The organism is Mesorhizobium sp. WSM4306 (assembly GCF_007003975.1).
GTDB lineage: Bacteria > Pseudomonadota > Alphaproteobacteria > Rhizobiales > Rhizobiaceae > Mesorhizobium.
Window position 1 is genome coordinate 18,783 of the sequence record NZ_VFTC01000005.1, and the last position, 12,140, is coordinate 30,922.

Annotated in this window: 17 protein-coding genes; 5 read left to right on the forward strand and 12 right to left on the reverse strand. The window is 63.8% G+C overall.

The features are described 5' to 3' along the window. Nucleotides 1–2: 2 nt before the first annotated feature. Nucleotides 3–572: a putative glycolipid-binding domain-containing protein gene (locus FJV77_RS08555; protein ID WP_142866385.1), complete on the reverse strand. Its 570-nt coding sequence runs from the start codon at nt 570–572 to the stop codon at nt 3–5. Nucleotides 573–830: 258 nt separating this feature from the next. Between FJV77_RS08555 and ubiG the strand changes: the two genes are divergently transcribed. Then, nucleotides 831–1,580 carry a bifunctional 2-polyprenyl-6-hydroxyphenol methylase/3-demethylubiquinol 3-O-methyltransferase UbiG gene (ubiG, locus tag FJV77_RS08560; protein ID WP_142866386.1) on the forward strand — a complete coding sequence of 250 codons (750 nt, stop codon included), beginning with the start codon at nt 831–833 and terminating at the stop codon, nt 1,578–1,580. A 21-nt stretch (nt 1,581–1,601) separates the two neighbouring features. Here the strand turns inward: ubiG and FJV77_RS08565 are convergent, their stop codons facing one another. Then, nucleotides 1,602–2,492: a DMT family transporter gene (locus tag FJV77_RS08565; RefSeq protein ID WP_142866387.1), complete on the reverse strand. Its 891-nt coding sequence runs from the start codon at nt 2,490–2,492 to the stop codon at nt 1,602–1,604. A gap of 116 nt (nt 2,493–2,608) precedes the next feature. Between FJV77_RS08565 and FJV77_RS08570 the strand changes: the two genes are divergently transcribed. Next, the gene (locus FJV77_RS08570) at nt 2,609–3,112 is read left to right on the forward strand and encodes a MarR family transcriptional regulator (RefSeq protein WP_142866388.1); all 504 of its coding nucleotides are present in this window, start codon (nt 2,609–2,611) and stop codon (nt 3,110–3,112) included. A gap of 287 nt (nt 3,113–3,399) precedes the next feature. Here FJV77_RS08570 and FJV77_RS08575 read toward each other — a convergent pair whose 3' ends face one another. From FJV77_RS08575 to FJV77_RS08590, 4 genes are read right to left on the reverse strand one after another with little or no spacing between them, the layout of a single operon-like run. Next, nucleotides 3,400–3,825, reverse strand: a complete 426-nt coding sequence (locus FJV77_RS08575) for a DUF1178 family protein (RefSeq protein ID WP_142866389.1) — start codon at nt 3,823–3,825, stop codon at nt 3,400–3,402. Further along, the gene (locus FJV77_RS08580) at nt 3,822–4,688 is read right to left on the reverse strand and encodes a carbon-nitrogen hydrolase family protein (protein ID WP_142866561.1); all 867 of its coding nucleotides are present in this window, start codon (nt 4,686–4,688) and stop codon (nt 3,822–3,824) included. Before FJV77_RS08580 ends, FJV77_RS08575 begins: the two co-directional genes overlap by 4 nt. Nucleotides 4,689–4,690: 2 nt before the next feature. Continuing rightward, complete coding sequence (gene grxC / locus FJV77_RS08585; protein WP_112562285.1) at nt 4,691–4,969, reverse strand: glutaredoxin 3; 279 nt, start codon at nt 4,967–4,969, stop codon at nt 4,691–4,693. Between the two features lie 27 nt (nt 4,970–4,996). After that, nucleotides 4,997–5,782 carry a ComF family protein gene (locus FJV77_RS08590; RefSeq protein ID WP_142866562.1) on the reverse strand — a complete coding sequence of 262 codons (786 nt, stop codon included), beginning with the start codon at nt 5,780–5,782 and terminating at the stop codon, nt 4,997–4,999. Nucleotides 5,783–5,838: 56 nt separating this feature from the next. Here FJV77_RS08590 and FJV77_RS08595 point away from each other — a divergent pair, with 56 nt between their 5' ends. Next, nucleotides 5,839–6,711: a methyltransferase domain-containing protein gene (locus FJV77_RS08595; RefSeq protein WP_142866390.1), complete on the forward strand. Its 873-nt coding sequence runs from the start codon at nt 5,839–5,841 to the stop codon at nt 6,709–6,711. Between the two features lie 12 nt (nt 6,712–6,723). Here FJV77_RS08595 and FJV77_RS08600 read toward each other — a convergent pair whose 3' ends face one another. The 6 genes from FJV77_RS08600 to FJV77_RS32290 all read right to left on the reverse strand — a co-directional run bounded on the left by FJV77_RS08600 (nt 6,724) and on the right by FJV77_RS32290 (nt 10,166). After that, on the reverse strand, nt 6,724–6,906 hold the full coding sequence (locus FJV77_RS08600; RefSeq protein WP_142866391.1) for a Flp family type IVb pilin: 183 nt from the start codon (nt 6,904–6,906) through the stop codon (nt 6,724–6,726). A 127-nt stretch (nt 6,907–7,033) separates the two neighbouring features. Continuing rightward, a complete protein-coding gene (locus FJV77_RS08605; protein WP_142866392.1) occupies nt 7,034–7,348 on the reverse strand; it encodes a hypothetical protein in 315 nt (104 codons plus the stop codon). A 98-nt stretch (nt 7,349–7,446) separates the two neighbouring features. Next, nucleotides 7,447–7,866, reverse strand: a complete 420-nt coding sequence (gene mutT, locus FJV77_RS08610; RefSeq protein ID WP_142866393.1) for an 8-oxo-dGTP diphosphatase MutT — start codon at nt 7,864–7,866, stop codon at nt 7,447–7,449. Continuing rightward, nucleotides 7,863–8,612, reverse strand: coding sequence for a GNAT family N-acetyltransferase (locus FJV77_RS08615; protein ID WP_142866563.1), 750 nt, complete (start codon nt 8,610–8,612; stop codon nt 7,863–7,865). The genes mutT and FJV77_RS08615 overlap by 4 nt, the downstream gene beginning before the upstream one ends. A gap of 29 nt (nt 8,613–8,641) precedes the next feature. Then, a complete protein-coding gene (argJ, locus tag FJV77_RS08620) occupies nt 8,642–9,883 on the reverse strand; it encodes a bifunctional glutamate N-acetyltransferase/amino-acid acetyltransferase ArgJ (RefSeq protein ID WP_142866394.1) in 1,242 nt (413 codons plus the stop codon). Then, nucleotides 9,825–10,166: a hypothetical protein gene (locus FJV77_RS32290; protein WP_185970244.1), complete on the reverse strand. Its 342-nt coding sequence runs from the start codon at nt 10,164–10,166 to the stop codon at nt 9,825–9,827. Before FJV77_RS32290 ends, argJ begins: the two co-directional genes overlap by 59 nt. Here FJV77_RS32290 and FJV77_RS08625 point away from each other — a divergent pair. Then, nucleotides 10,165–11,394 carry a caspase domain-containing protein gene (locus tag FJV77_RS08625; RefSeq protein ID WP_142866564.1) on the forward strand — a complete coding sequence of 410 codons (1,230 nt, stop codon included), beginning with the start codon at nt 10,165–10,167 and terminating at the stop codon, nt 11,392–11,394. The genes FJV77_RS32290 and FJV77_RS08625 overlap by 2 nt on opposite strands. 153 nt (nt 11,395–11,547) lie before the next feature. Further along, complete coding sequence (locus FJV77_RS08630; protein ID WP_142866565.1) at nt 11,548–12,132, forward strand: TetR/AcrR family transcriptional regulator; 585 nt, start codon at nt 11,548–11,550, stop codon at nt 12,130–12,132. The last annotated feature ends 8 nt before the right edge of the window (nt 12,133–12,140 follow it).

Genomic DNA, 12,140 nt, shown 5'->3' on the forward strand with positions numbered 1-12,140 from the left:
GCTCAGGGCGAAGCAGCCGTGACTGTCCACAGGCCGGGATAAGTGACGACAAAGCCGGCCGGCGAGACGACGAGGATATCCTCGTAGCCGAACATCGGCGCGGCATAGGCATAGCGGCCTTCATCCAGCCGCTGGTAGCTCTGCTCAAGACGCGTCAGCCTGAGCTCGGGGAAGGTCAGATAGGCGGCCGGCGCGGGCCTTGCCTGGCCGACGCCGAGGTCGAACCGGCGGATCGCCAGAAGGTTCGATGCCGGCGTGAAACCGAGATCGACGTCGACCAGGCCGGCGACGTCCGGCTGGATTTCGCCGTTCAGCGTCCACTGACCGTCGGCGTCGCGCTCAATCGCATAGTGCAGCTCGCGCATGCCGAGAAAACCGTCGACCCGCGCCGCCCTTGTCTGCCAGACGGCATCGCAGATCACCTCATAGGCAAGGCAGCATGGCTTGTCGTCCTGGACGAAAATGGCCTGCCCCCTAAGGCTGTAGCCGCCCTTGATCTGCGAAAGCAGGCAGGAATCGTGGCCCTCCATATCCAGCCGACGCCAAAGAACCGACGCTAGCGTTAATGTCATGGAATCCACTCCGTCGAATTCGAATTCAAAAACGATGCTCCTCTTTCGCCCGCCGGGCCAACCGTGTTTCATCGCGGCGTTCGGCAGCTGACATGCCCCTGACAGAGTGTGCCGCCGTGTCAGCACGGAAAATTGTTGCCTTGACATTCGCGGCCTCACACCCGACTTCCTAGCGCTCCCAAGCAATTCCAGGAAAAGTGGGAACCGGTTTTCCGTCCGAAATTGCGCCCGAAAAAAGAGCTCTAGGAGACCTGCCCGATGCCAGAGCCCCGTCGATCGACGATCGATGCTGGAGAAGTCGAACGCTTCTCAGCCCTTGCCGCCGAATGGTGGAACCCGAACGGCAAATTCCGCCCGCTGCACAAGTTCAACCCGGTTCGGCTTGCCTATATCCGCGACCAGGTGGCGGCGCGTTTCGGTCGTGACCCGCGGGCGGCGCGGCCGTTCGAAGGCCTGCGCTTCCTCGACATAGGCTGCGGCGGCGGGCTGTTGTGCGAGCCGATGGCCAGGCTTGGCGCCGAAGTGGTGGGCGCCGACGCATCTGCAACCAACATCGAGGTGGCCAAGCTGCACGCGGCTGAGGGCGGCGTGACGGTGGATTACCGCGCAACGACCGCGGAAGACCTTGCCGATTCCGGCGAGAAATTCGACGTCATCCTCAACATGGAAGTGGTCGAGCATGTCGCCGACATCGACCTGTTCATCGGCAAGTGCGGCGAGATGGTGAAGCCCGGCGGCATCATGTTCGTGGCCACCATCAACCGAACGCTGAAGGCTCTCGGTCTGGCCATCATCGGCGCCGAATACGTGCTGCGCTGGCTGCCGCGCGGCACCCACCAGTTCGGCAAGCTGGTGCGGCCCGAAGAGCTGGAAAAGGCGCTGGGCAACGCCGCCATGACCGTCATCGACCGCACCGGCGTCATCTACCACCCGCTCGCCGACCGCTGGCAGCGCTCCAAGGACATGGACGTCAACTACATGGTGCTGGCCGAGAAGGGGTCGGTCTGACCCCTTGCGCCTTCTGGCCCCTCACGCCTTCTGGTTCTGCGCCTTGGTGGTGATGATCACGCCGATGGTGTTGATGACCGCTCCGGCCCAGGTCAGCAGCTGGTAGTGCTCGCCGAGGAAGATCGTGCCGGCAAACAGGCCGACGGCCGCCGCCACATAGCCGATCTGGCTGAGATAGACCGGGCCGCCCACCGCCTGCAGTCGGAAGAAGAAGGCAAACATCGCCGAAGCTGACGCAACCTGCGCCACGACGACCAGCGGCACGGTGCCGAGCGGGGCGAAGGCACTGAGGCCGAACAGTGCGAGAATCCCGACCAGCAGCAGCGTTGCCGAGGCCAGGTGGCTGCCGACGGCAAGCTCGATCGGACCGGTCCCTTCGGGCCAGTCGACGGTGCGATAGATGTTGCCGGCGGCAAGGCTGACCGGGATCATGAGCCCGACCAGCACCCAGAAGAAGTCGGCCGGCTGGCCGGCCTCGCCGCGCGTCACCGCCACCATAACCGCGCCGATGAAGCCGACGGCGATGCCTGCGACGCCGAGCATGTTGGGTCGCCTGACGCCGAGCAAGATCGAAAACATCAGCGTGATGACCGGCGACAGCGTGAACATGATGCCGGTGTAGCCGGCGCCAAGATGCGGGATGGCCGAAAACATCAACAGGTTTGGCGCAGCATAGGAGACCGCAGCGGTGATGAAGAAATAACGCAGCCTGTGCGGAGTGAGTCGCATGCGCTGTCCGCCGGCGAGCAGCGCGCACAACAGAACGCCGCCGGCGCCGAACGAGATGCCGAAGGCCCAGACCATGGCAGGAACGCCGGCTGCTGTCGCCAGCTTGCCGAACGGCAGCGTCAGGCCGAGCAGGCCCCCGGTGACGACCAGCAAGCCGGGTGCCGATTCCCAGAGAGATTTCATCGGATGGTCCCGTCCACTCACTTGCGAAATTGGCACTTGCGGCACTCCACCGGTCCTGTATCTTGAGGTAACATAGCGCAAAGATTCTTAACGTCAAGATATTTAACGGTGAGACAATGGATCGCGCAGCAAAGGCGGTCGAGCAGTGGACACGGGAACGGCCGGACCTGGATGTTTCGCCGATGCTGGTGCTCGGGCGGCTGAATGAAGCCTCGTCGCTGGTCGCCCGCGAACGTCTCGCGCCGCTGTTTGCCCGCTTCGGTCTGCAAGCCGGCGAATTCGACGTGCTGGCGACGTTGCGCCGGTCCGGCCAGCCTTATGCGCTGACGCCGACCGCGCTCTACGAGGCGACGATGGTGACATCGGGCGCCATGACCAACCGGCTCGACCGGCTGGAAAAGGCCGGATTGACCCTGCGCGGCCCGCACCCCAACGACCGGCGCGGCATTGTCGTGCAACTGACCGAAAAGGGGCACTCCTTGATCGATGAGGCCCTGACCGCCCACGTCGCCAACGAGCACGAAATCCTGGCCGGCCTGACCAACGCCGAGCGGGAGACGCTGGCTCTGTTGCTTGGCAAATTGATCGGAAGCTTGGTTGACGTCAAAGGCGACACATAGGCCGTTTCGGATTGCGCGCCAAAAGCAATGAGCGGCACGCTATTTTTACGCCTGTCATCACCGCGCGCCTGTACCGAAGGGGATCGAAATCCCTTATCAGTTGGAGTGCCGCAGCAACCTTATCCGCCGCTTCGTTGCCCTTGTGTTTGCTAAAAACGATCACCATTCCGTGGATCGTGCGCTTGGCGCTCGCTTTGATGGCCAGCCAATAGAAAATGTCCTGGAAATATACTTGAAAAAAGTCGCCGTTCAGCTTTCCTGAGCCGCCGCGACATCGTCATGGAAAATCAGTTCCGCTCGTCGGGAAAGCTCGGGATCGGCATGAACTCGACGCCGTCCTCGGCCAGGCTCTTGGCTTCGTCCAGCGTCGCCTCGCCATAGATGCCACGCGCGTCGGTTTCACCGAAATGGATCTTGCGCGCTTCCTCGGCGAATTTGTCGCCGACATAATCGGCATTCTCGCGCACCTTCTCGGCCATCGCCTTCAGCCGCGCCAACGCCTGCTTCTGGGCTTCGCCCATGGCCAGTGCGATTGTTTCCTGCTTGCGGGCGGTGGAGACGGCCGGCGCCATCAGCGCCTTTTGCACCTTGTGCGAACCGCAGTTCGGGCAATCGACGAACCCACGCTTCTTCTGGGTGTCGAAATCCTCATTGCTGCGAAACCAGCCCTCGAACTCGTGCTCATGCTCGCAAATCAGGGCAAAGCGGATCACGAAGCCGCGCCCCTGAGCCGCGGCACTTCTGCCGTGCCGTCATTGACGGCAAAGTCGCGCGCGTTCTTGAGGTTGGGGATTTTTTTGCGCGCAGCCGACGACTGTGCTGTGTCGATCTCGGCGACAATCACGCCAGGCTCGGCATGCGCCGCCTCGGCGATGATGCGGCCCCATGGATCGACGATCAGCGAATGGCCATAGGTCTCGCGGCCGTCCTCGTGCACACCACCTTGCGCCGCGGCGACGACATAGGCGCCGTTCTCGATGGCGCGGGCCCTGAGCAGCACATGCCAATGCGCCTCACCGGTCTGGCGGGTGAAGGCGGCGGGCACCGACAAAAGGTCGGCGCCGGCCAGCGCCTCGGCGCGGAACAGCTGCGGAAAGCGCAGATCGTAGCAGACGGCAAAGCCCAGCCTCGCGCCGTCGATCTCGGTGACGACAGCCTCGGTGCCCGGCTCATAGGCGGCGGATTCGCGCCAGCTCTCGCCATTGTCGAGGTCGACATCGAACATGTGGATCTTGTCGTAGGTGGCAAGCGTGGCACCGTCCGGTCCAAACAGCAGCGCCCGGTTGGCGAGCTTGCCGTCAGCGCGCAGGATGGCGGTCGAGCCGATATGCAGGAAGACGCCAAGTTCGCTGGCGAGCTTGCGCGCCGTCGCCACGATGATGTCCTTGTCTTCCGAGGTGAACGAGGCAGCCCTGGCTTCCTTGTCGCGGATCAGCGCGCCGGTCATTTCCGGGGTCTGGACGTAGGTAGCACCCAGGCCTGCCGCCTCGCGCACCAGCCGTTCCAGATCGACCGCGTTGCGCTCAGGGCTTTCGCCCGAACGCATCTGGATCGCCGCCGCCTTGAAAACACCCATCGTCATGCCCTCTGTGTCGTCGAGCCGTCGGCAAGCAGCCTGTCCAGCTGCCCCCGCGCCTCCAGTTCGTGGAGTTCGTCGGAACCGCCGACATGCGTGTCGCCGATGAAAATCTGCGGAAAGGTAGCTCGTCCGTGCGCCCGCGAAATCATTTCCTGGCGCAATTCCGGCGAAAAGGATGCGTCATGCTCGGTGTAGGCGACGCCCTTGCGGTCGAGCAGCCGCTTGGCCGCCGCGCAATAACCGCACATCATGCGGGTATAGATCGTCACATCGAGCATCAGTCTGCAATCCTGTCTTCCCTGATCTTATATAGTCGCGGACTCGTCGGCCCGAAAGTCCCCCGGCAGGACACGCGCGAAGGTCAGCACGTCGACCGCTGCGGCGCCGCCCTTTTTCAATGCCTTGGCGACCGAGCGCACGGTGGCGCCCGTGGTGTAGACATCGTCGACCAGAAGCACGCGGCGGCCGGCGATCTCGATTTCTGCTTCCGTGGGCACACGGAAGGCAGCGCGCACATTGTCCTCGCGCTCCTGCCGCTCCAGCCCGACCTGCTGGCGCGTCAGCTTGACACGCCGGATCGCCGAGGGTGAGAAAGTCACCCCGCTGAGATGCGAAACAGCCCTTGCCAGTTCCGCCGACTGGTTGAACTGGCGCCTGAAAAAGCGCCGCCAGTGCAGCGGCACCGGCACGACGACATCGGCGTCCGCGATCAGTTCGGCGCCGGCGCGCAGCATCCAGTGCGCCATCCATGGCGCGAGATCAGTGCGGTCCTGGTATTTCAGCCCTTGCACCATTTGGCGGGCGACCCCCGAATAGGCCACGGCCGCCCGCGCCCGCTCGAAAGGCGGCGGATCGGCGATCGCTTCGGCCGACAGGAAGCCCTCGCCCATGTCGTGGGTGAAGGGCGTACCCATCACAGCGCACCACGGCCGCTCCAGGAGCCTGAGTTTCGGCCAGCAGGCGCCACATAAAACGCCAGGCTGAGAGACATGCCTGCGGCAGCCGGCGCAGACAGGCGGGAACAGCACCCGCGCCGGCCAGTCCAACATCGTTTGAGCGAGGCTCTTGATCTCCATCACCGGATCGGCCACGTGGTTTGTCGTCCGCGCCACGATATCACAAGGCGGACAGACAGGGATTGTTTGCCTTGCAGCCGATCATCGATACAGAGCTCTGGCTGGCACACAAGCGCCGGGCATTGGGCCATCCCGTGGCCGGCGCCGATTTTCTGATGCGGCGGGCAGCGGAAGATCTCGCCGACCGGCTCGGCGCGGTCGAACGCCGGTTCGGCAAGGCCGCCGTACTGTTTTGCCAGACGCCGGCCGCGGCGGATGTGGTTGCAGCAAGCGGCAAGGCAGCAGAAATTGTGCGCGTCGAAGCGGACGCAGCGTTTCTGGACGGCCGGCCAGGGATGGTGGCACCGCTGGAGACCGTGCCGTTTCCACCGGAAAGCCTCGACCTCGCCGTCTCGCTTCTGTCTTTGCAGGCGATGAACGACATTCCCGGCATGCTGGTGCAGATCCGCCGTGCTTTGCGCCCTGACGGGCTCTTCCTTGGCGCCTTTGCGGGCGCCGGCACACTTTCCGAACTGCGCGAAAGCCTGCTCGCCGCCGAGACCGAGCTTTATGGCGGCGCCAGCCCGCGTGTCATCCCCTTTACCGATGTCCGCGACGCCGGCGCACTCCTGCAGCGCGCCGGCCTTGCGCTGCCGGTGGCCGACGTCGAAACGGTGACCGTGCGCTACGACACTCTTTTCGACCTCACCGCCGATCTCAGGGCGATGGGCGAAACCAGCGCGCTGACCGATCGCAGCCGGCGGCCGGGTGCACGAAAACTGTTTGCCCGTGCAGCTGAAATCTATGCCGAACGTTTTTCGGACGCCGACGGCCGGATCAGGGCAAGTTTCTCTGTTGTCTGGATGTCGGGCTGGGCACCCGATGCCTCGCAGCAAAAGCCCTTGAAACCGGGCTCGGCGAAGGTCTCGCTGAAGACCATACTAGAAGGTCCTGACGGGCGGTGACAGCGCTCCGGGTCAGTGCTCGGCGAAGGCGTTGGCAAGCTTGCTGTTGGTGTCGCTGAACAGAAACTGGATCGCATTGCTGACCTTGCCGACGCCGCCGACTATGGCAAGCGACAGCACGGCGACGATGAGGCCATATTCAATGGCCGTGGCGCCTGTTTCGTCTTCCAAAAATCGCTGCAACAATGTCTTCATGATCGTCGATCCCTCTTGTCACGACCATACCGCCGACCTGTTAAGAAAGGTTAACGGCACAAGCTTAACAGGCGATGAAACGGGGCCTGCGTTAAGGAAATCAATAAGCTTTTGTTAACCTTCTTCGTCAGCAGTCGCCGCTGCGCCGGCCATCGGCACGGATGATGCAGACCGAACTGGGGGAGGGCTGCAGCACACTTCTGCGCAGTGTATAGGTGGCGCGCGAGCCGACCGAACCGGTGCTTATCGTGTCCAGGCCGCTTGTAAGGGCATCGCGGCTGGACGATCGCGTCTGTTTGTCGAGGACGGGGACCGCAATCAGGGCCAGCGCCACCGCGGCCGAGCCGAACAGCAGCGTGATGCGCAATATGCTCATACCGGCATTGGCGGCGCGAAAGCTGCGATCCGGCCGGATCGAGTCCCATTCCCTGTCGAGGCTCATGCAATCGCTCCCAGCGAATCCGCTTTGCCGCAATTTTTCACGACGAGATAAATCTTCCATTAACGCTGGCTAAATCAGGCCGGCGAAATGGCTTCTGCTCACAACAGGTCAATGAGGAACTGGATCAGCGGGGCGTCGGCAGGCGGCATCGGATAGTCGCGCATTTGCTTTGGCCGCACCCATTTCAGCGCCTGCCCCTCTTTCGGCTGCGCGATGCCGCGAAAGCGACGGCAGACGAAGAGCGGCATCAAGAGATGGAAATCATCGTAGGAATGGCTGGCGAAGGTCAGCGGCGCCAGGCAGGGTATGTCGGTCTCGATGCCGATCTCTTCCTGCAGTTCGCGGATCAGGCATTGTTCCGGCGTCTCGCCGGGCTCGACCTTGCCGCCCGGAAACTCCCACAGGCCGGCAAGCTGCTTGCCCTCGGGCCGCTGCGCCAGGAGCACGCGGCCATCGGCATCGACCAGCGCGCAGGCGGCGACCAGGAGCAGGCGTTTACCTTTAGCAACCTCGCTCATGCGCCGGGCGGCCGGCGATAGTAGTAGCGATAGACTTCCTCGAAGCCGAGCGATCGATAGAGTGCCAGCGCCGGCGCATTGCCGGCCTCGACCTGCAGCCAGGCTTCCCGCGCCCCGCGCAGCCTGGCCCATTTCAGCGCCGACAGGATCAGATTGCGGCCATGGCCCTTGTTGCGCGCCGATTTGTCGGTGGCGATCTCGAACAAGCCGGCGAGATCGCCGTCATGGACGCAGATCAGCACCGCCAGCGGGTCGGTCCCTTCCTCGAGCGCAAACAGCCCGACCTCGGGTTGAATAGCGCCGATGATTTCCGAAAGCCCCGGCCGCAGCGATGAATCCGAGCCGCTGACCTTGAGCGACGCACCAAGAAAGCGGCTGATGTCCTTCAGCGGAATCTGATCCATGGCCGGCGCCAGCTGCGCATCCGCCAGCGGCAGTCGCATCACCAGCGATTCGTCGAATGTGCTCCAGCCCTCATTGTCGAGATGCGTGGCCAGGTCCGGCCCTGACAGCGGCGAGATGCGGAAGGTCAGCGGCCTGCCATAGGCATCGAAGCGCCGGCTGGCGCGGCCGATGCGCTCGGCAATGTGCTGGGTGTCGCCGGGATCGAGCGGGTTGACCGAGTTCAGGCGCTTGGCCGGATGGCCGGCCGTCAGCCGCACCACCCAGGTGCCGTCATAGTGGACGGCCGCTGCCGGCCAGGCGCGAAAACCCGCCGCCTCGTAGCGGCGCACGATGGCGAGCATGCTTGCCGGATGCCTGGAAGCCAACTCCATCAGCTCCGGTAATCGCCATTGATGGCGACATATTCCTTGGTGAGGTCGCAGGTCCACACCGTCGCCTTGCCACGGCCGATGCCGATATCGGCGCGGATGCGGATGTCGTCGCGCTTCATATAGGCCGAGGTCGCTTCCTCGGAGTAGCCTGGATCGCGTTCGCCTTCATGCGCCAGCCGGTTGTCGCCGAACCAGATCGACAAAAGGTCGCGATCGGCCGGTTCGCCGGCCTTGCCGACGGCCATGACGACGCGGCCCCAATTGGCGTCCTCGCCGGCAACCGCCGTCTTGACCAGTGGCGAATTGGCGATCGACAGTGCGATGCGCTTGGCCGAGCGCGCCGATTTCGCGCCGGTAACGGTGACTTCGACCTGCTTGCGGGCGCCCTCGCCGTCGCGCACCACTTGCAGCGCAAGCGATTTCAGCACCTTGCCAAGTGCGCGGCGGAAGGCGCCGAGGCGCGCATCCTTGGGATCGCTGATGGCAGGCGCGCCGCGCCTGGCCGCAGCGCCGGTGGCGAACAACAGCAGCGTGTCGCTGGTCGAGGTGTCGCTGTCGACGGTGACCGCATTGAAGGTCTTGGCCGTGCCGCGCGACAACAAATCCTGCAGCACGGGGGCGGCGATCGGCGCGTCGGTGGCGATGAAGGACAGCATCGTCGCCATGTCGGGCGCGATCATGCCGGCGCCCTTGGAGATGCCGTTGATGATGACGTCGGTGTCGCCGAGCTTGACCGTCGCGGTCGCCACTTTCGGATAGGTGTCGGTGGTCATGATGGCCTTGGCCGCTTCGGTCCAAAGGTCCGGCTTGCCGTCCTTGACCAGTCCGGCCAGCAAATGGCTGAATTTCGTGGTGTCGAGCGGCTCGCCGATGACGCCAGTGGAGGCGAGGAACACTTCGCCTGGCGTGCAGCCGGCGGCCTTGGCCGCCGCCTCGCCGGTCAGTTGGGTGGAGGCGCGGCCCTTCTTGCCGGTGAAGGCGTTGGCGTTGCCGGAGTTGACGACCAGCACCCGCGCCTTGCCGGCGCCAAGGTTCTGCCGGCAGAAATCGACTGGCGCCGAGGGGCATTTCGATTTCGTGAACACGCCGGCGACAGCGGTGCCGGCATCGAAGACCATGGCCAAGAGGTCGGTGCGGTTCTTGTACTTGATCCCGGCCTCGGCGGTGGCGATGCGCACGCCCTCAATGGCAGGCATTTTGGGATATTTCTTCGGCGCGAGCGGTGAAATCGTTGCGGACATTGGAGACCTCGGGCGACGGAAAAACTAGAGCATGATGCCGAAAAGTGTGAAGCGGTTTTCGGACGACATCATGCTCTATCTCTTTAGACTTAGAGACGGATTCAGATTTCAGGTCGAACAGACCTGAAATCATCCGGCTCTGGGGAAGGCCGGTTTGCCCGATACCACGGCCCGGCGCAAGGGCGTTTTCTTGGCCATCGGCGCCGGCAAACCACCTTGGATTAAGCTTGCATTTCAAATCCGTTGGCGCCACCGGGGCCTCTGGCGTTATGATATCGGCCATGGGCAGGCTGGTTATCTTGGCGGTGGCGTTTATGGGGCTTTTGCTCCTGAGCGCCGATGCGCAGCCGGAACAGCGCGTGGCGCTGGTCATCGGCAACGGCACCTATGCCGAGGCCGGCACACTCACCAATCCGGTCAACGATGCGCTCGACATTGCCGGCAAGCTGCGCTCGATCGGCTTCGACGTCATCGAGGGCAACGATGTCGGCAAGCGTGAACTCGAGCGCAAGATCGGCGAATTTTCCGATGCGCTGCAAGGTGCGGGCGTCGGGCTGTTCTATTATGCCGGCCATGGCCTGCAGGTCGAAGGGCGCAACTACATCGTGCCGGTCGACGCCCGGCTCGACATGCCGGTCAAGCTGCAGCTCGAAGCCGTGCCGATCGACGAAGTCCTCGACATCATGGAACAGCAGACCAAGGTCAGCCTGGTGTTCCTCGATGCCTGCCGTAACAATCCTTTTGCCCGCAGTCTGAGCCGCACCGCCACCACCCGCTCGGCGACGCCGCTTGCCGGCCTGGCGCAGTTCGATTCGACGCGCGGCTCCTTCATCGCCTTTTCGACGGCGCCGGGTGCTGTCGCCATGGACGGAACGGGGCGCAATTCGCCGTTTGCCGCCGCATTGCTGCGGCACATGGCCGAACCCGGCCAGAGCATCAACGACATGATGATCGCGGTGCGCCGCGACGTGGTTTCCGAAACCCGCGAGGGGCAGCGCCCCTGGGAACAGGGTTCGCTGCTCGAGCGGTTTGAGTTCGTGCCTGGCGGTGAAACGGTCGCGCAGCCGCAGCCCGCCGCCGCTCCGGCGCCCGAGACAAAGGTCGCGGCACTCGAACGCTCCGTCGGCGACTACAAGACCGCCATCGAGAAATTCCTGCGCGATGACTATCTCGCCCCCGATGCCGCAGCGATCGGCGAGACTGTCAAGCGGCTCTACGCCCCTTCCGCAACCATCTTTGGCACGCGCTACGACAGCGGTGCCGTCGTCAAGCTCAAGACCGACTGGTTCGCGCAATTTGCCTCCTGGTCGTTCGGTCTCGAGCCCGGCAGCCTCGAAGTGACACCGCAGGGCGAGGACCGCGCCGAAGCCGTGTTCGCGATGAGCTATGACTATGTGTCGAAAGACAGATCGGCGGCACGCTTGACCGGCAAGGCACGAGTCACGCTTGGGCTGGTGAAGAGCGACGGCCAATGGCGGATCGCCTCGGAAACCTCGCAAGCGATGAACTGATCGCTGCCGAGGGCGAGCCTCAGGTATGCGCCGCCCTGCCCCCAAAGCATATCTGCTGCGATTCCCGACTTCCACAATATCGCTTGAAACGGACCGTTTCGTTTGACTGTCGGCTCACCTATATTGCCGGCGAAAGTGTTGGCGAGGACAGACATGGGCGAGGATCCGGCGCGCAGATCGATCGGGGCGCGGCGCAATCCCGACAGCGCCGAGGCCATTCTCGAGGCCGCGGAGGCAGTGCTGGTCGAGGCCGGCTATGCCGGCTTTTCCATCGAAGCCGTGGCGCGGCGTGCGCGCGCCGGCAAGCCCACGATCTATCGCTGGTGGCCAAGCAAGGCGGCCTTGCTGCTGGAGGTCTACAAGCGGCAAAAGCGCGTCGCCGTCCCCGATACCGGCAATCTCGAGGACGATCTCGTCGGCTTCCTTCAAAATCTCTTCGCGCACTGGCGCGACACTTCCTCGGGCAGCGTGTTCCGCTCGCTCATCGCCGAAGCCCAATCGGATGAAGCGGCGGCCGTGGCCCTGACTGGCTATGCCGATGGACGTCGGTCCCACACCGCCCGGGTCATCGAGCGCGCCAAGGCGCGAGGCGACGTTGCCGCCGATATCGATGCGGCGCTGGTCGCCGACCTCGTGGCTTCCTATGCCTGGAAACACCTTTTGACCAACCGTCTCGACGAAGATGAGGTTACAATCCGCGCCACCGTCCGCTATGTGATATCAGGCATCTCTCGCTGATTGCCGAC